The sequence below is a fragment of the Bradyrhizobium sp. SZCCT0153 genome (assembly GCF_018129995.1).
Taxonomy (GTDB): Bacteria; Pseudomonadota; Alphaproteobacteria; order Rhizobiales; family Xanthobacteraceae; genus Bradyrhizobium; species Bradyrhizobium japonicum_G.
In genome coordinates, this window is sequence record NZ_JAFCKS010000007.1 from 1 (window position 1) to 17,601 (window position 17,601).

At 65.3% G+C, this 17,601-nt stretch carries 17 protein-coding genes; 12 read left to right on the forward strand and 5 right to left on the reverse strand.

The window, feature by feature from the left end:
- Positions 1 to 214: 214 nt before the first annotated feature.
- Positions 215 to 961: a DUF599 domain-containing protein gene (locus JQ572_RS26640; protein WP_211385821.1), complete on the reverse strand. Its 747-nt coding sequence runs from the start codon at positions 959 to 961 to the stop codon at positions 215 to 217.
- 124 nt (positions 962 to 1,085) lie between these two features.
- On the opposite strand from JQ572_RS26640, the gene JQ572_RS26645 reads away from it, so the two are divergent.
- The 5 genes from JQ572_RS26645 to JQ572_RS26665 all read left to right on the forward strand — a co-directional run bounded on the left by JQ572_RS26645 (position 1,086) and on the right by JQ572_RS26665 (position 4,205).
- Positions 1,086 to 1,748 carry a glutathione S-transferase family protein gene (locus tag JQ572_RS26645; RefSeq protein ID WP_211385822.1) on the forward strand — a complete coding sequence of 221 codons (663 nt, stop codon included), beginning with the start codon at positions 1,086 to 1,088 and terminating at the stop codon, positions 1,746 to 1,748.
- An 86-nt stretch (positions 1,749 to 1,834) separates the two neighbouring features.
- Positions 1,835 to 2,203 (forward strand): YidB family protein, encoded by a 369-nt coding sequence (locus JQ572_RS26650; RefSeq protein ID WP_211385823.1) that lies wholly within the window; start codon positions 1,835 to 1,837, stop codon positions 2,201 to 2,203.
- A 177-nt stretch (positions 2,204 to 2,380) separates the two neighbouring features.
- On the forward strand, positions 2,381 to 2,584 hold the full coding sequence (locus tag JQ572_RS26655; protein WP_007611353.1) for a hypothetical protein: 204 nt from the start codon (positions 2,381 to 2,383) through the stop codon (positions 2,582 to 2,584).
- 154 nt (positions 2,585 to 2,738) lie between these two features.
- Positions 2,739 to 3,722 carry a hypothetical protein gene (locus JQ572_RS26660; protein ID WP_211385824.1) on the forward strand — a complete coding sequence of 328 codons (984 nt, stop codon included), beginning with the start codon at positions 2,739 to 2,741 and terminating at the stop codon, positions 3,720 to 3,722.
- A gap of 42 nt (positions 3,723 to 3,764) precedes the next feature.
- Complete coding sequence (locus JQ572_RS26665; RefSeq protein WP_211385825.1) at positions 3,765 to 4,205, forward strand: DUF1489 family protein; 441 nt, start codon at positions 3,765 to 3,767, stop codon at positions 4,203 to 4,205.
- Here JQ572_RS26665 and panC read toward each other — a convergent pair.
- Complete coding sequence (panC, locus tag JQ572_RS26670; RefSeq protein WP_211385826.1) at positions 4,202 to 5,053, reverse strand: pantoate--beta-alanine ligase; 852 nt, start codon at positions 5,051 to 5,053, stop codon at positions 4,202 to 4,204. The genes JQ572_RS26665 and panC overlap by 4 nt on opposite strands.
- 284 nt (positions 5,054 to 5,337) lie before the next feature.
- Here panC and JQ572_RS26675 point away from each other — a divergent pair, with 284 nt between their 5' ends.
- The 4 genes from JQ572_RS26675 to JQ572_RS26690 all read left to right on the forward strand — a co-directional run bounded on the left by JQ572_RS26675 (position 5,338) and on the right by JQ572_RS26690 (position 9,156).
- Positions 5,338 to 6,261: a division plane positioning ATPase MipZ gene (locus JQ572_RS26675; RefSeq protein ID WP_211385827.1), complete on the forward strand. Its 924-nt coding sequence runs from the start codon at positions 5,338 to 5,340 to the stop codon at positions 6,259 to 6,261.
- A gap of 345 nt (positions 6,262 to 6,606) precedes the next feature.
- The gene (locus JQ572_RS26680; protein ID WP_211385828.1) at positions 6,607 to 7,467 is read left to right on the forward strand and encodes an alpha/beta fold hydrolase; all 861 of its coding nucleotides are present in this window, start codon (positions 6,607 to 6,609) and stop codon (positions 7,465 to 7,467) included.
- A gap of 149 nt (positions 7,468 to 7,616) precedes the next feature.
- A complete protein-coding gene (locus JQ572_RS26685) occupies positions 7,617 to 8,366 on the forward strand; it encodes a VWA domain-containing protein (RefSeq protein ID WP_211385829.1) in 750 nt (249 codons plus the stop codon).
- 64 nt (positions 8,367 to 8,430) lie between these two features.
- Positions 8,431 to 9,156: a DnaJ domain-containing protein gene (locus JQ572_RS26690; protein WP_211385830.1), complete on the forward strand. Its 726-nt coding sequence runs from the start codon at positions 8,431 to 8,433 to the stop codon at positions 9,154 to 9,156.
- Between the two features lie 223 nt (positions 9,157 to 9,379).
- On the opposite strand, the gene JQ572_RS26695 is transcribed toward JQ572_RS26690, so the two are convergent.
- Positions 9,380 to 11,227 carry a D-alanyl-D-alanine carboxypeptidase gene (locus tag JQ572_RS26695; RefSeq protein WP_211385831.1) on the reverse strand — a complete coding sequence of 616 codons (1,848 nt, stop codon included), beginning with the start codon at positions 11,225 to 11,227 and terminating at the stop codon, positions 9,380 to 9,382.
- Positions 11,228 to 11,615: 388 nt separating this feature from the next.
- Here JQ572_RS26695 and JQ572_RS26700 point away from each other — a divergent pair, with 388 nt between their 5' ends.
- From JQ572_RS26700 to clpA, 3 genes are all read left to right on the forward strand, one after another.
- Positions 11,616 to 11,951: a phasin family protein gene (locus tag JQ572_RS26700; protein WP_211385832.1), complete on the forward strand. Its 336-nt coding sequence runs from the start codon at positions 11,616 to 11,618 to the stop codon at positions 11,949 to 11,951.
- Positions 11,952 to 12,509: 558 nt separating this feature from the next.
- Complete coding sequence (gene clpS / locus JQ572_RS26705; protein ID WP_211385833.1) at positions 12,510 to 12,842, forward strand: ATP-dependent Clp protease adapter ClpS; 333 nt, start codon at positions 12,510 to 12,512, stop codon at positions 12,840 to 12,842.
- 289 nt (positions 12,843 to 13,131) lie between these two features.
- Positions 13,132 to 15,540 (forward strand): ATP-dependent Clp protease ATP-binding subunit ClpA, encoded by a 2,409-nt coding sequence (gene clpA, locus JQ572_RS26710; protein ID WP_211385834.1) that lies wholly within the window; start codon positions 13,132 to 13,134, stop codon positions 15,538 to 15,540.
- A 69-nt stretch (positions 15,541 to 15,609) separates the two neighbouring features.
- Here the strand turns inward: clpA and JQ572_RS26715 are convergent, their stop codons facing one another.
- Together JQ572_RS26715 and JQ572_RS26720 are read right to left on the reverse strand one after the other, a co-directional pair.
- Positions 15,610 to 16,068 carry a peptidase associated/transthyretin-like domain-containing protein gene (locus tag JQ572_RS26715; protein WP_211385835.1) on the reverse strand — a complete coding sequence of 153 codons (459 nt, stop codon included), beginning with the start codon at positions 16,066 to 16,068 and terminating at the stop codon, positions 15,610 to 15,612.
- Between the two features lie 108 nt (positions 16,069 to 16,176).
- Positions 16,177 to 17,598 (reverse strand): MFS transporter, encoded by a 1,422-nt coding sequence (locus tag JQ572_RS26720; RefSeq protein WP_211385836.1) that lies wholly within the window; start codon positions 17,596 to 17,598, stop codon positions 16,177 to 16,179.
- Positions 17,599 to 17,601 lie beyond the last annotated feature (3 nt).

Below are 17,601 nucleotides of genomic sequence, written 5' to 3' on the forward strand. Positions count from 1 at the left end.
GCTTTTCGCGCAGCGGACCGCGGGTGCCAGCCGGCACCCGGCCTTCCCTGCGCCCTCTTGGCTTAAAGAGGGTGGAGCGACCAAGCAAAGCTCGGGCGAATTGCGCCGCGAGGACGCGAAGGCGTGCCTGCAAGTCGAAATGTGTGTCGCAGGACTGTGATGTCACCCCTCGCTCCGTCATTGCGCTCGCATGAGCACGCGGAGAAAGCATGCGTCACATCTCGCTCTCGCGCTGCGGAGCCCAATGACCGCGCTTCTGCATCGCGTCGCCGTCGGTCGCCACCTCCGGCGCCATTGCAGCCCATGCACTGGAGGCGAACTGACGTCGCCAGGTCACGATCACCACGGCTGCCGTGGTCACGAACAGCACCCAGGGGCTGACGAACCAGCCGAGATAGCCGAGTGCGAAGAAGAAGGCGCGCTGGCCGCGGTTGAAGTGGCGGCCGGCCGACTCGAACACACGCGAGGTGCGGATCACATGAGCTTCGGCCTGCGGCGTGCCGCGCTGCGAGGCCGGCGGCATGCCGCCGAACAGGATCGCGACATAGTTGAACAGGCGGTAGGCCCAGGCGAACTTGAAGAAGGCGTAGACGCAGATCAGCACCAGGCCGACGCATTTCAGCTCCCACATCGCGGGCGAGGTGCTGAGGTCGATCGGCAGCTTGCCCAAAATGGTGATGGCGTCGTTGGTGGCGTGCAGCAGCGCCAGAGCGCCGCCGAGCGCGAACAGGCTGGTCGAGGCGAAGAACGCGGTGCCGTTCTGGAGCGAGGCCATGATCTGCATGTCGACCATTCGGGCCTCGCGATCGAGCAGGCGGCGGACCCAGACCTCGCGATAGCCGTTCATGCGCGCCGACAGGCTGTTGCGGCCATAGGCCGAGTGCTCGAGCGTCATGGCATAGACCAGCCATTCGATGACGAAGAAGCTGATCGCGGTGATGTCGACCCAATGCCTGCTCATGTCTGTCTCCTCGCGAGATCGCAACGATTGCCACGCATGATCCAGCCCGGCAACGATTGATTGGTGGCACGCGTTGGCGCTAAAAGCAGCCGCATCCGGCAGACTCTCGAGAAGGACTGGTGACATGGCTGCGCTGAAACTCGCGATCGGCAACAAGAACTACTCGTCATGGTCGATGCGGCCCTGGCTCGCGCTCCGCGCCAACGACATCCCGTTCGCGGAGACCGTCATCCCGCTCTACACCGACAATCCCGCGGACAAGGAGCAGATCATCTCCTTCAGTCGCGCCGGCAAGGTGCCGGTGCTGGTCGATGGCGATCTCACGGTGTGGGATTCGCTCAGCATCATCGAATACATCGCCGAGCGTTATCCGGAAAAGAAGCTGTGGCCGGACGATGTCGCCGCCCGCGCCCACGCCCGTTCCGTCTGCGCCGAGATGCATTCGGGCTTCATGGCCCTGCGCAACGAATGCGGCATGAACCTGCACCGCCCCGTGGGTCCCGTGCCGTTGTCGGCGGACGCCAAGGCCAACATCGCGCGCGTGCAGGAGATCTGGCGCGAGTGCCGGACCCGGTATGGTGCCGGCGGACCTTTCCTGTTCGGCCGCTTCGGCGCGGCGGATGCGATGTATGCCCCGGTCGTGCACCGCTTCCGCACCTACGCGATCGAGGTCACGCCGGAGACCCAGGCCTACATGGACACGATGCTCGGTCTGCCGGCGTTCCAGGAATGGACCAAGGACGGGCTCGCCGAGACGCTCGTCATCGCAAAGTTCGAGACCATGTAACCCGCAATCGTGATCGGGCCTCGCTTGACGTTGAGCAAGCCGGCGGCGCTCAATCGCCCGGTGATCGGCAAGGAGAGCAGACGGCCATGGGAATCCTGGACTCGCTGGAGAACAACCCCGCGCTCCGCAGTGCGCTCGGCCAGCTCGGCGCCGCCGTGTTGCCGGCCGTGCTGAACGAGGTGCTCGGCAGCAACAATCAGGGCGGCCTCAGCGCGATCGTCGCCAAGCTCCAGCAGGCCGGCTTCGGCGAACAGGTCAAATCCTGGCTCGGCAACGGCCAGAACCTGCCGATCTCGGCCGACCAGCTCCGCGCCGTGCTCGGCAGCGACACCGTTCGCCAATTGGCTGCGCGCTACAACATCCCGGTCGACCAGCTCGGCCAGATTCTGGCCCAGGAAGTGCCCAAGGCCGTGGACCACGCCAGCCCCGACGGCCATCTGCCCCATAGCGCCTGAAGGGCCGGTTCCGGCGGTATCATCCGCTGGCCGATCACTCTGAAAAGACTGCAAAATTGGTGCCTTTGCCATGCCGCATACTGCTGGCCAAAAAGCCCGGTCGCATGCTATATGACGGGCGGGTTTCCGGCCGGCCGCCGCAGTGGGACCATGGGCGGGGCAGGCGCTGTTTGAGTGATGGAGAGGGTGTTGAAGCACAAATTCCCGATTGGAGCGCGCGTATTGTTCACGGCCAGCAACGTCGCGCGCCCCGCTGCCAGCGGCTCGTATGAGGTCATCCGTCTGCTGCCGACCGATGGCGACGACTGCCAGTATCGGATCAAGAGCTCGACCGAAGCCTTCGAACGCGTCGCCAAGGAAAGCCAGCTCGCGCTGTCCTGAAGGCCGACGCCGCCGGCATCGGCGCCTCCGGGAATTTGTGTCCTGCCGCCGTCAAAAGGCCCGCTTCACCTTCACAAGGTGGGCCGGGGCGGTTGCCGGTTCGCGGTGCTCGCTTTGACCATTCGCTCTTTGCTCGCGTGAGGGGACGTCGCGCATGAACTGGGCATGGGCCACTTCGCTGGATCAAATCTGGCGCTCGCCGGCCTTTCCGATGTGGATGACGCTGGCGGCTGCCGGCTTCTTCGGACTGATTCTCCTGATCACGCTGCCGCGCGCCGAGAGATCGGTCGCCAACGGCGCGCTGGCCGTCATTACGCTGATCGCGATTGCCACAGCCGTGGCTGCGACCGTGCGCGTCTATGGACCGGCGGGGCAGGCCATGCCGACCGAGGCGCGCGCCCAGGCCGCCGTCACCGCGAGCCTGCCGGCGCTGTCCTGTCTCGACGATCTCGCCGGCGATGCTGTGGCCATTGGGTGCGAGAAGGCGCTGTTCGGCGCGCCTGACGCGGCGGCCGCGGCCGTCGCCGCCACAGCGGCCCGCATCGACCGGCTGACCGCGCTCGGCGATGCGGCAACCGCCGACAACGGCCTGACGCTCGACACGAAGGTGCTGCGCAAGTCGCTGGAGCGTGATCGCTATGGCCTGGTCGCGCAGGTGCTGGTCGCGCGCGACGGCTGCACGCAGTTCGACTGCGCGGCCTTCCGCTCGCTGAGCGATCAGCAACAGGTCGCGGCCAACATGGATTCCCATCTCTACGACACGCTGGTCGCACGCTATGCGCCGACCTGGAATGCGCCCGCAGCGGCGCCGTCGATGCCGGCCACGGCTGCGCTTGCCGGGCTGCCGCCGTCGATGCCGACGGGCAAGCCCACCAATGCGGAGTTCCCGAGCGCCTCGTCGACGCCCCCGGTGAGCATCATGAATCCGGAGCCGCCGGCCCGCCAGGCGGCGCCGGCCGCAAACGCAGCCGCAGCGCCGGCTCCGCGCGCGCCGGCTGCGGCCGCGGCGCAGACCGCAGTGCACGCCGCACCGGCCGCGAAGAAGCCGCCTGCACCGAAGGCTGCGCGGGCGCCGGCGGCAGCACCGGTTCCGCTCGCACCGCCGGCCGCGGCTCCCGCAGCTGCGGATAACGAGTAGATCGGCATTCCAAATGGGTGGCTGCCCGGCTAATGCTTGGGCATGCCACTACATCTGATCAAGCTCGCCGTCGGCTGCGACTCCGTCAAGGAATTGAAGGAGTGGATCGCCGAACGGATGCAGACCGCCAAGAAGAAGGGTCTGCCGCAACATCACATCCACATCACCCGCATGGTGCCCAAGCGCGACGCGGAGATTCTGTCGGGCGGGTCGCTCTATTGGGTAATCAAGGGCGAGATCGCCGCGCGCGAAAAGATCATCGGCATCGAGCCGTTCCGCGACAAGGACGGCATCGGACGCTGCCGGATCGTGATGCAGCCGAAGGTGATCCCGGTGTCGCCGCGACCGATGCGGCCGTTCCAGGGTTGGCGCTATCTCGCCGATGAATCCGTGCCGCCCGATCTCGGCAAGTCCGCCGCCGGCTCGATCGCGGCCATGCCCGAGCCGATGCGCCGCGAGCTGCGCGATCTCGGATTGCTCTAAACCGCGAGATTGTCGATCAGCCGGGTGCTACCGAGATTGGCGGCGACCAGGATCCGCAACGGGCCGTCCTTGCGCGAGGCGACCTCTGCCAGCGTCGCGGCGTGGCGCAGCTCGAAATAGTCGAGCGCGAAGCCGGCGGCCGTGATCATCCCGGCCCCGTGCGCCATCGCGGGGGCGATCGCCTCGCCGGCACGGATGCGCGCGGCGCTCTCCTTCATGGCGCGGTACAGCGTGGTCGCGGTCTGCCGCTCCTGAGGCGACAGGTAGACGTTGCGCGAGGACATCGCGAGCCCGTCGCGCTCGCGGACGGTGCGGGAGCCGATCACCTTGACGCCGAGGTCGAGATCCCGCGCCATCTGCGTCACCACCCGCAATTGCTGAAAGTCCTTCTCGCCGAAGATCGCGACGTCCGGCCGGCATTGCGTGAACAGCTTGCCGACGACGGTGGCGACGCCGCCGAAGAAGTGCGGCCGAAAGCGGTCCTCGAGGCCGGCCAGCGCCGGTCCCTCCGGCACGATGCGGGTCGCAAAGCCCTCCGGATACATGGCCTCGGCGCCGGGATGCCAGACGACATCGACGTCCTCGGCCGCGAGCTTGGCGATGTCGGCCTTCCAGGTGCGCGGATAGGCGCCGAAATCCTCGGTCGGGGCGAACTGCGTCGGGTTGACGAAGATCGACACCACGACGCGGCTTGCGCGCCGCTTGGCAAGGCGCACCAGCGACACATGCCCGTCATGGAGCGCTCCCATGGTCGGCACCAGCGCGATCGTGGCCTTGCGCTTGCGAAGATTGTCGACGGCGCGTCGCAGGGCAGGGACCGTGCGGGCGATCAAGGGGCGTGGCGACATCGGGACTCGGCGGGGTTGGGATTTGGAGCGGGCGCGGCTCGTGGTCCGGCCGGCTAACCTTAACAAGCGGGCGTCATGGACGCCATGCATCCGGATGCGGCACAGCATCCCGCGCAAGCCTGCGGAGGATGTCGCGACATTGTGGGCTGGATCACAGACGCGAGGCGGCACAGCGATTCATGATGAAAAACGGCGCGCTGCGATTTGCATGACCTGTCACGCATTTCACTTGACCGCAGACGCGGCCAATTCGAAGATCATCGTCGGGGGTGTTGAGGATCGCGATGCTTGTGCAAGCTAGCCAAGGCCAGTCCGGCTCGGCGCATGTGGTCGTGCTCGGCAACGAGAAGGGCGGCTCCGGCAAGTCGACCACCGCCCTGCACATTGCGGTGGCGCTCCTGAAAGCCGGCCAGCGCGTCGCCACCATCGACCTCGACTGCCGTCAGCAGAGCTTTACCCGTTACATCGGCAACCGGTCCGCCTGGGCACGCCGCACCAAGCTCGACCTCGAACTGCCGGTGCATCGCTGCATCAAGCTCGGCGAGACCATGCAGATCGCCGAGAACGAGAATTCCGAGTTCCAGCAGTTCATGGAGGCGGTCTCTGCGGTCGAGCGCAGCTTCGACTTCATCGTGATCGATACGCCCGGTACCGACAGCTACCTGATGCGGCTCGCGCACTCGATGGCCGATACGCTGGTGACCCCGATCAACGACAGCTTCCTCGATTTCGATGTGCTCGGCACCGTCGATCCGGCGAACTACGCCGTCACGGGCGAGAGCCATTACGCCGAGATGGTGCGGGATACCCGCCGCAAGCGCCGCCAGCTCGACGGCGCGACCACCGACTGGATCGTCGTGCGCAACCGCCTGTCCATGCTCGGTTCGCGCAACAAGCAGTTGGTTGCCGAGGGCCTCAAGGATTTGTCGCTGCGACTCGGCTTCCGCTACGTCGACGGCTTCGCCGAGCGCGTCGTCTATCGCGAGTTCTTCCCGCGTGGTCTGACCGCCCTCGACGAGATCGACGAAGCCACGCTCGGCATGCGGCCCAATCTCGGCCATCTCACCGCGCGGGAGGAGGTGACGAGCCTGCTGCGTCAGCTCAAGCTGCCGCTCGACGAGCGCGGCCGCCGCCGCGCGGCGAACCGCGCCGAGTGGTTCAATCAGGTCGACAAGCCGCTCGAGGTCCACGACATCCTCGGCGCCTGAGGCAGCGGTATATCGCTACTTCCAATCGATAAGGCGGTCGCTTCCCGCGGGAACCCAAGCCTGCGCTCGGTCGTTTTCACCACGCGTTTACTGCAAAATTGAACCCAATCGAGACCGGTTGCGTCGGATGGTGACCTGCACCCTCACGTAGCCGTAAGAAAGTGGGTGCCCAAGAAACGCGTGCGACGCACAATGAAAGGGCTGCCAATTCACAATATTTAGCCTTCCTGTCACGCGGCTGTGACATATATTAGGGAATAGGCGACCAGGGGCCGAAGAGCTCCGGAAGAAACACGATTTTCAACAGGGATCAGGCCGCAAAAGAGCCTGAGGCTGAGGACGAAAATGAAGCGTGGAATTGCCGTTCTGGTTTCCGTCGGTGCCCTCTGTGGCGTCGCCTATTTCACCGCGAGCAAGTGGGCGATCAAGCACGAGACCATCACCTTCTACGACGCTTCGCGCGACAACCGTCCGGTGCCCGTCGACATCGCGATCCGCCGCGACAAGGAAATGCAGGCCAATGCCGGCATGATCACGTTGCCCGTTGCCGTGATCAATCACGGCAATACCGTCAAGAACACCGAGTACGGTTTCCTCGCCAACATCTTCGCCGCGCGCGGCTACATGGTCGTCAGCCCGCAGCATGATTTGCCGACCGATCCTCCGATGGTGACCAAACCGGGCGAGCTCTATGTCGGCCGCCTGCCGCAGATTCTGCGCGGCGTCGCCAACATCCATCTCGCCATGCAGGAGATGAAGAAGGTTCAGCCCAACGCCGACTACGCCAAGGTGACGATGGTCGGCCACTCCATGGGCGGCGACATCACGATGTATTTCGCCAAGCAGTATCCGGATGAGGTCAAGAAGGTCGTCACGCTCGACAATCTGCGTGTGCCCTTCGTCACCGCCGGCAAGTTCAAGATCCTGTCGTTCCGTTCGCAGGATCCGCAGTTTAAGACCGATGCGGGCGTGATCCCGACCGAGGAGGAGTGCGAAAAGGCCGGAATCCAGGTCGTCAAAACCGAATTCCAGCACAACGACATGCGCGACACCGGTCCGGATGTGGCCAAGAACTCGATTCAGGGCATGCTCGACAAATTCCTGAGCGCGACCGACAGCGACGTGGCGCCGGTCAACACGCAGGCTTCCCCGCCCAAGATTCTCGAGCCTGGTCCGGTCGCTCTGATGGCGCCCGCCAAGAGCTGACAGCCTCCTCGCTGACAGCCTACTCGCTGACATCGCCCTCATCGTCAGCAGCGATTTCAAAGCCCCTGCCGGCCTCCGCTGGCGGGGGCTTTGCTCATTGACCGGGCTGCACGCGCTGACCACATTAGTTGCTCACGCAGGGTCAAGAGATGTCGGGCGAACCCATCAAACCGTGCGGCCGCGATGCCGTCTCGGCGCAATCTGGCGGCGCAGTGCCGCAGGCGGGGACGGCGACCTCGGAGGACATCGCGGCCTTCGTCGCCAAGGCGCGTGCGCTGTCGCCGCACGCTCCCGGTGCGAAAGGCCGGCTGATCTTCGCGCTGGATGCGACGATGAGCCGGCAGCCGACCTGGGACATGGCGTGCGCGCTGCAGGCCGACATGTTCCGCGAAACCGCCGCGCTCGGCAGCCTCGACATCCGGCTCGTCTACTATCGCGGCTTCAACGAGTGTCGCGCCACGGCATGGATCTCCGACAGCGCCAGGCTTGCGGCGCTGATGAGCAAGATCGATTGCCGCGGCGGCGATACCCAGATCGGCAAGGTGCTGAGCGAGGTGCGGCGCGAGGCGGTTGCGTCCGGCGTGCGTGCCGTTGTCTTCGTCGGCGACGCCATGGAGGAGAAGGTCGACGAACTCTGCGCCAAGGCCGGCGAGCTAGGCATGCTCAAGGTGCCCGTGTTCATGTTTCAGGAAGGCCATGACGCCGTGGCCGAGCAGGCCTTTCGCGAGATCGCCCGGCTTACCGGCGGGGCGTGGTGCCGGTTCGATCCGGGCGCGGCGGCGCAATTGCGCGAGCTGTTGCGCGCAGCCGCGGCCTATGCCGCCGGCGGCCGCGAGGCGCTGTTGCAATTGGCCAAAACCGCGAACGGCGCGGCGAAGCTGATCGAGCAGCTCAAGTGAGGCGGGTTTGCCTGGCGGGATGCAACGGCATGCTTTTTCGGCGTGACGCAACTATATTCCGGCCATGACCCTGATCGCCGGCGTTGTCGCAATTATCACGCTTTATCTGCTGCTCCAGATGTTCCGTTCCGCGAATCCGGCGGTGCTGGCGCGCACCATCAAGTTCGGCGGCGGCGTCGTCGCGCTGGCGGTCGCAGCCTTCACGGGCCTGCGGGGCGAACTGGCGGTGGCGATCCCGCTCGGCATATTCGGCGCCGGGCTGCTCGGCTGGACGCCGCTGGCGAACGCCGGCTTCGGCAATATCGGCGGGCTGTTCGGCGGCGGCGCGACGCGCCCGTCCGGACAGGCCTCGCGTGTGCGCTCGCAATTCCTGGACATGCGGCTCGACCACGATTCTGGCCGACTCGCGGGCCAGATCGTCGCCGGGCCTCACGCTGGGCGCGATCTCGACGAGTTCGATCTTGCAGGCCTGCTGGCAATGGTCCCGGCGTTCGATGCCGAGAGCGTGGCCCTACTTGAAAGCTATCTGGACCGCCGGTTTCCCGCTTGGCGTCAGAACGCGCAGGGCGACGCGGCAGGGGGGCAGCGTCGCACGGTTGCGACCGGCAAAATGACGACGGAGGAAGCCTACCAGATCCTTGGCTTGCAGCCGGGGGCGGGACGTGACGACATCAGCCGGGCTCACAAGTCCCTGATGAAGAAACTCCATCCCGACCAGGGGGGCTCGACGTATCTCGCTGCCCGTGTAAACGAGGCCAAGGATACTCTGCTTCGTACGCATAACGGCTAACTCCGGCTCCACGCTACAAACGCCAGTCCCGCGTGAGTCCCGCTTGCTCTGTTTGCCGTCGCCCCGATGCCCGCCATTGCCGGCGTGGTCGATCCCTTGAGTAAAGTTTTAACCGTAAATCCTTGACGAGAGGTTGTCGTGGAACGGCCTTGTCATCACCGGACCCCGAAAATCAAAATGCCCGCGCAAGGCGCGGGCATCTTGATCGAAGCGGTGCGAAAGATCAGTTGCGAACGGTGATGCAGGAGATGTCGGCGCGCTTCAGGGCGCGGCAGACGGCTTCGGCCTGGTCGCGCTCGAGCCCGGCGAAGCGGGCGCGGTAGAGCTTGCGATTGTCTTTGGCGACGACCGGCTCGGTGAACGGATCGGCTTTGCTGAGCAGGCCGCGGGCCGAGCTGCGCGCAGCGTCTATGCGCTGCTGGGCTTCGTTCTCGCTCTCGAGTGCGCCGACCTGGACGATCCAGCCGCTGTGGGTGACGACGGGCCTGGTGGTGGAGCTCATCTGGATCGGCTGCGGCGCCGGGTCGGCTGAAGCGAGCCTCGGGGCCGCCGGGGCGGCGGCCGCGGTTGCGGCCGGCAGCACACCGAGGATGCCGTTGCCGGTGCCGAAGCCCGCCGGCTGCCGCGGCAGCTCGGTCCGGGCCATCTCGGCCCTCGGCGCTTCCGGATGGCTGACGATCTCGGGCCTGTTGATGAGGTCTGCCCGCGCGACCACGGCGCCGGAGGTTTCCGCGACGTCGGAGCGGGGCGCAATCGTGCTCGTAACCTGCGGTGCGACCTGAGTTGGGGCAGCGGAGGCGACTCTCACGGCGCCGGCCTTGACCTGAACCGTCTTGACCCGGACCGGCTTCATCGGCTCGGACGAGCCGGGGATGATGGAGAGCGGCTGGCTCGAGATCACGCCATTGGTGAGCGGCGCCGGCTCGATTTTGGATTCAGTCGGCCGAACTTCGGGCTTGTTGATTTCAGGCCTGGGCTGAGCCGGTGGCACCGCGGCAGTCGCAGCTGCGAGCGTCGACAGGCGCGCGGCGAGACGTGACGGGGCTGCTTCAGGAGCAGGGGCCGCTGCGGCCTGGGCCTGGGGGGCGGGGCGCGCCGGAGTATCCGACGCGTCGGCGACCTCGGTGCTGGCGTCGGAGCCGTTGCGCTCGGTAACCGCGGCAACGGTGTGAGTGGTCGCGCCCTTGTCGAGGTTCTCCGCGAGCAGGTTGCGCATGATGGCGTCGCGCGAGCCGCCGCTGCGGCCGCCCAGCACCACGCCGATCAGGTGTCGGTTGCCGCGGCGCATCGAGGTCACAAGGTTGAAGCCGGAGGCGCGGGTGTAGCCGGTCTTGATGCCGTCCACGCCCTCGACGCTGCCGAGCAGGTGATTGTGATTGCGGATCGACTGTCCGTGCCAGTTGAACGTCGAGGTCGCGAAATAGCGATAGTAACGCGGGAAGCGCTCCTGGATGGCGCGGCCGAGCGTGGCCTGGTCGCGCGCGGTCGTGACCTGCTCGTCGTTGGGAAGGCCGTTGGCGTTGCGGTAGACCGTCTTGGACATGCCGAGCGAACGCGCCTTGCGCGTCATCATGGTGGCGAAGTCGTCCTCGTCGCCGGCGATGGCTTCCGCGATCACCACGGCGGCGTCGTTGGCGGAGCGGGTGACGAGACCCTTGATCGCGTCCTCGACGCGGATGGTCTGGCCGGCGCGCAGGTTCAGCTTGGTCGGATCCTGATCGGCGGCGTGTTGGGACACTGGCATCTCGGTGTCGAGCTTCATCTTGCCGGACTCGAGGCGCTCGAACAGCAGATAGAGCGTCATGATCTTGGTGAGCGACGCCGGATGGCGGATACCGTCGGGGCTTGTCGCCTGGAGCACGGAGCCGGAATTGCCGTCGACGATGATCGACGCAAATTTCGGGCTGGAACTCTCGGATATATCGCGCTGTACCCGGTGATGCGCGTAATGACGCCGGTGGCGCCGCGCCTCGGCAGCATCGGTGGTGAAGATGACCGCGGTGGTGACCGTAAGAAGCCCGAAAACGCCAACCCGCGCCAAGCGCGAGGAAGACAAGTTTTTACGAAGCATGAAACCCCGTCCCCGTTTCTGACTTGATCACCGGCCCGTGAGGCGAAATTGTGCCCAATGGACCCGGGATCATTACCTGCTCAGGCTGTCCGTCCGCTGGTGTTCGCCGCGGGAGACGTTGAACCTGAGCCGCTGTTCTGGCTAAGGTGATGTTCTCAAACGGCTTTTGGCCGCTTGCGGAAGTTGAACACGTCCAGGGAATCAAAGTAGGGGGCCGCGGTTTCCAAATGCTTAAGGAACCATTGCGGGAAACCCCGGGAATCTCAGCGATTTGCATGTTAGTTTTGTGCGACGCACAAGATTCTTGACTTTTTTGTGCGTTGCACTAATTGTGGGCAGAGTCAGGGAGCCGGGGCTTCCCGACAAAGTCAGGGAAAAGGATTCCAAGATGTTCAAGGTTGAAGACTTTCAGAACTACGGGAAAGAGCACTTCGAGCAGTACGTTGCCTCCGCGACCTCGGTGCAGCACGGCCTCCAGGCGATCGCCAGCGCCTATGGCGACTACACCAAGAAGTCGTTCGAAGACACCAAGTCCTTCGTCGAGAAGCTTTCCGGCGTGAAGTCGCTGGACAAGGCCATGGAAGCGCAGACTGATTTCGCCCGTTCCGCTTACGAGACCTTCGTTGCGGAATCGCAGAAGATCGCCGGCCTCTACAGCGACCTCGCCAAGCAGGCATTCAAGCCGGTCGAGACCATCGTGTCGAAGTTCACTCCGGCCAACTAACGTTCTCTGGAAGTCCTGGAATCGAAAAGCCCGGCTGATGCCGGGCTTTTTTTCTTGGTCGCAGGGGATTCGCTTCGGCGCGCCACGCAGCTTCGACAACGGCGTACCGAGGTCCTCGAATTGAATTCGGCGGTGTTCGCACCGTAGAAATCCGGAGGCATCCTGCGCGAGATCGTGCCAGCCGCGACGGCGGCCGGTTCCTGATCAAACGCCTTCAAAGCGGGCGGGGCGGAAGGTTTTGTCAAATCGGTCCGGATTGATTAACCTCGGTGAGGATCGCCCGAACCGGGAATCGGGGCCGCTGCGGCCGTCGGCCGAGCCGTCGCACGCTTGCGGCGAGCCGGGGGCGGGCCCATATTCGGTGAAGCCAATCCGGCTCGAACCGGACCGGCTGGAAGCGGCGATCCGACAGGGCGGCGCGCCTGTGCGAAGCTCCGAAGGCTGGGGCTGCGCAGTGTACTGCCATACGCTTCCGTGGGGAATTTGAACGCCTGAGCCATGCCGCAATTGTCTTCCAGACCAGACCTGTCCGCGGCCTCCGCGGCCCACGCTCCTCGGATGAGCAACGACGAGAACCGTTCCGGCGGTCCTGCCGCGCCAAATACGTCCGTCATCACCAAGGTCAAACCGAAGACCAAGCGGCCGAACCTGTATCGTGTGCTGATCCTGAACGACGATTACACGCCGATGGAATTCGTCGTCCACGTGCTGGAGAAATTCTTCCAGAAGGACGCCGAGGCCGCCACCAAGATCATGCTGCACGTCCACCATCACGGGATCGGTGAGTGCGGCGTGTTCACCTACGAGATCGCCGAGACCAAGGTGACGCAGGTGATGGATTTCGCCCGCAAGCACCAGCATCCGCTACAATGCGTGATGGAAAAGAAGTAAGGCCTCTCACGGCGCGTTCGAAGCCGCCTCTTGTGCATGTCGCAATGTGATCGCCGCGTGATGTCTGCGCGCGATGTTCGTCGCCGCCGGAAAAGCCTTGGAATTCTGCACGGACCCCGATCGCGCCCAAATGGGAACGGGTCTTGCATCGTAACCGGCGCAGGTGCGCATCCGCCTGAGTCGCGGAACCGGTCTTTCGCGGCGATATTGTATACCTATATGTGACAAAGGTTGTTGTTGCCTGACCGGGCGATGGCGATCATGATGGTGGGGGCCATAGAGGACGCGAATGCCGACTTTTTCTCAAAGCCTTGAACAATCCCTGCATCGTGCACTGGCGATCGCAAACGAGCGTCATCACCAATACGCGACGCTCGAGCATCTCTTGCTCTCCTTGATCGACGACTCCGATGCAGCCGCGGTCATGCGCGCCTGTAGCGTCGATCTCGACAAGCTCCGTACGAGCCTCGTCAATTATCTTGAGACCGAATTCGAGAACCTGGTGACGGACGGCGCCGACGACGCCAAGCCGACCGCCGGTTTCCAGCGCGTGATTCAGCGCGCGGTGATCCACGTGCAGTCGTCCGGCCGCGAGGAGGTGACTGGCGCCAACGTGCTGATCGCGATCTTCGCCGAGCGCGAAAGCCACGCCGCGTATTTCCTGCAGGAGCAGGACATGACGCGCTACGACGCGGTCAACTACATCAGCCATGGTATCGCCAAGCGGCCCGGTGTGTCCGAGGCGCGGCCGGTACGCGGCGTCGACGAGGAGACCGAGACCAAAGGCAGCGAGGACGCAAAGAAGAAGGGCGAGGCGCTCGAGACCTATTGCGTCAACCTCAACAAGAAGGCGCGCGACGGCAAGATCGATCCGGTGATCGGACGCAATTCCGAGATCAACCGCGCGATACAGGTGCTGTGCCGCCGGCAGAAGAACAATCCGCTGTTCGTGGGCGAGGCCGGCGTCGGCAAGACCGCGATCGCCGAAGGCCTCGCCAAGCGCATCGTCGACAGCGAGGTGCCGGAGGTGCTGGCGGCTGCCACCGTGTTCTCGCTCGACATGGGCACGCTGCTCGCCGGCACGCGCTATCGCGGCGACTTCGAGGAGCGCCTCAAGCAGGTGCTGAAGGAGCTCGAGGCGCATCCCAACGCCATCCTGTTCATCGACGAGATCCATACCGTGATCGGTGCGGGCGCGACGTCGGGCGGGGCGATGGATGCCTCGAACCTGCTGAAGCCGGCACTCGCCTCGGGCACCATCCGCTGCATGGGCTCGACCACCTACAAGGAATACCGGCAGCACTTCGAGAAGGACCGCGCGCTGGTGCGGCGCTTCCAGAAGATCGACATCAACGAGCCGACGGTCGAGGACGCGATCGCGATCCTCAAGGGTCTCAAGCCGTATTTCGAGGATTACCACCGGCTGAAATACACCAATGAGGCGATCGAGGCCGCGGTGCAGCTCTCCTCGCGCTACATCCACGACCGCAAGCTGCCGGACAAGGCGATCGACGTGATCGACGAATCCGGTGCGGCGCAGATGCTGGTCGCCGAGAACAAGCGCAAGAAGACCATCGGCATCAAGGAGATCGAGACCACGATCGCCTCGATGGCGCGGATTCCGCCGAAGAGCGTGTCGAAGGACGACGCCGAGGTGCTCAAGCATCTCGAGCAGACCCTGAAGCGCACCGTGTTCGGTCAGGACAAGGCGATCGAGTCGCTCGCCGCCTCGATCAAGCTCGCACGCGCGGGCTTGCGCGAGCCGGAGAAGCCGATCGGCTGCTACCTGTTCTCCGGTCCCACCGGCGTCGGCAAGACCGAGGTTGCCAAGCAGCTTGCGGCCTCCCTCGGCGTCGAGCTCCTGCGCTTCGACATGTCCGAATACATGGAGCGGCACACCGTCTCGCGCCTGATCGGCGCGCCTCCCGGCTATGTCGGTTTCGACCAGGGCGGTCTGCTCACCGACGGCGTCGACCAGCATCCGCATTGCGTGGTGCTGCTCGATGAAATCGAGAAGGCGCATCCCGACCTCTACAACGTGCTGCTCCAGATCATGGACCACGGCCGGCTCACCGACCACAACGGCAAGCAGGTCAACTTCCGCAACGTGATCCTGATCATGACTACGAACGCTGGCGCGGCGGATCTCGCCAAGCAGGCGTTCGGCTTCACGCGCTCGAAGCGGGAAGGCGACGACCACGAGGCGATCAACCGGCAGTTCGCGCCGGAATTCCGCAATCGCCTCGATGCCATCGTCTCGTTCGGCCATCTCAGCGTCGAGGTGATCGGCACGGTGGTCGAGAAGTTCGTGCTTCAACTCGAGGCGCAGCTTGGCGATCGCGACGTCACCATCGAGCTGTCCGAGCCCGCCAAGGTCTGGCTGGTCCAGCATGGTTACGACGAGCAGATGGGCGCACGTCCCATGGCCCGCGTGATCCAGGAGCACATCAAGAAGCCGCTGGCCGACGAAGTGCTGTTCGGCAAGCTCAAGGGCGGCGGCCACGTTCGCGTCGTTCTCGTCAAGGACGAGGCCGACGAGACCAAGGAGAAGATCGGCTTCGAGTTCCTCGACGGCCCGGTCACGCCGAAGCAGGAGAAGCTCCCCGGCGCCCGCAAGCGTCCGCCGGGCAAGTCCAAGCCGGGCGGCCCCGGCGGCTCGAAGGGGCCGACCTCCAAGGGCCCGCTGGTCAAGGTCTGATCCGCGCGCAATGAATCAAAAGGCCGGCTGAAAAGCCGGCCTTTTTGCTTGTCGCAGCAGTGAGTGATTCTAAGTGCCGGTGTCGGGCGCGGGTGCCGCTGGCGGCCGCGGCTTCTTCGGCGCAGGCGGCCGCGTGCGGGCAGGAGCCGACGGCTGCATCGTCACGATGACCGGATTCGGCTTGTGATCGGTTGCGGCGCCCGTTGCGGCATCGACCCCCATGCCGACGACACCGCCCAGCAGGAGATTGCCGGCAAAGCCGGCGGCCCCGCCGCCCTGAATGTCTCGGCTGAGCGGCACGATCTGCGGTTCATAGCCTTCCTTCTGGAAGGTGATGGAGATGTCGGCGTTCCGCTTGACGACCACGGCGCAGGGCGTCGTGCAGGTGGTCGGAACCTCCAGTCCGCTGACCACGGCTTCCACGCCCGAAGGTGTCGATGAGATGCTGATGTTTTCAGTCGTGCCGCGAGTCACAGACGCGCAGCCGCCCAGCATGACGCTGAGCGCCACAATTCCAAATGATCGCATGAAATGCCCCTTGTCCCATCGCCAATGAAGCGCAACCAAAGCGCGAGCGCAATCATTCTTGGGTGGCATGGTAAAACTACGGGTTGTCGCCGGCCGGGCGGTGACGCGCTATTCGCCGCGCAGGCGCTGGTCGTCCTGCACGCGGACGTGCTCCGCGCCGCGCGCGCCCGCGGGCGACAGCCGCAGCATGCTCAGCGCCGCGCCGCAGAGCGCGAAGCCGACGGCGGTGAGCAGCGCCATCTGCGTTCCCTCCAGCGGATAACGGCCGAGGAACAGCGCCACCAGCGCCGCACCCGTGGTCTGGCCGAGCAGTCGCGCCGTGCCCAGCATGCCGCTCGCGCCGCCGGCGCGCTCACGCGGGGCGGCGGCGATCATGGTGCGGTTGTTGGGGGTCTGGAACAGGCCGAAGCCGGCACCGGCCAGCGCCATCCGCCAGATCACGTCGAGCGGCGTCGGCGCCGCTGGCAGGAAGGCGAGCGCGCCAAGCCCGCAGGCGAAAAGCGTGAGCCCGATGCCGCCGAGCAGGCCGGCCGGATAATGCTCGACCAGGCGGCCGGCGAGGGGCGCTGCGAACGCCACCGCGATCGGCCATGGCGTGATCAACAGGCCCATATGCACCGCCGAATAGCCGAAGCGGCTCTGCAGGTAGAAGGGAATCGCGACGAAGGCCAGCATCTGCCCGCAGAACGAGGCGATCGAGGTCGCAATCGACAGTGCGAACACCGGGATGCGCAAGAGGTCGACCGGCAGCAGCGGCGACTTCATGTGGGTTTCGCGGTAGATCAGCAGCGCGCCGGCGACGAGAGCGATGGCGAACTGCACGAGGCAGGTGGCGGCGGCCTCGCCGTGCCCGACGCTGTCGACCGCGGCGATGCCGACGCCGAAGGTGATGGCGGACAGCCCCGCGCTTTGCCAGTCGAAGGAACGGCTCGCGGGCGTGGTGTGCGGCAGGCAGCGCAGGCCCAGCACCAGCGTCACCGCACCGAGCGGCACGTTGATGGCGAACAACCAGGGCCAGCTTCCGACCGCGAGGATGCCGGCGGCGAGCGTCGGGCCGATCGCGGCCGAGAAGGCGACGACGAGCGCGTTAAGCCCGATGCCGCGGCCGAGCTGGCTGCGCGGATAGGTGAAGCGCACCAGGGCCGAGTTGACGCTCATGATGCCGGCCGCGCCAAAGCCCTGGATGATGCGGGCGATCGTCAGCAGCGGCAGCGTATGCGCCAGCGCGCAAAATGCCGATGCCAGCGTGAACAGTGCAAGCCCGACCAGATAGACACGGCGATAGCCGACGATCTCGCCGAGCGAGGCGAGCGGCAAGAGCGAGATCGTGATCGCGAGCTGGTAGCCGTTGACGATCCAGATCGAGATAGCTGGGCTCGCGTCGAGGTCGGCCGCGATCGTCGGCAGCGCGACGTTGGCGATGGCGCTGTCGACGACGGCCATGATGATGCCGAGCGCAATGGTCAGCACCGCTCGGTTCCGCTGCGGCTGCGGCAGGCCGTCGGCATGCTCGATCGTAGTTGACGACATGGC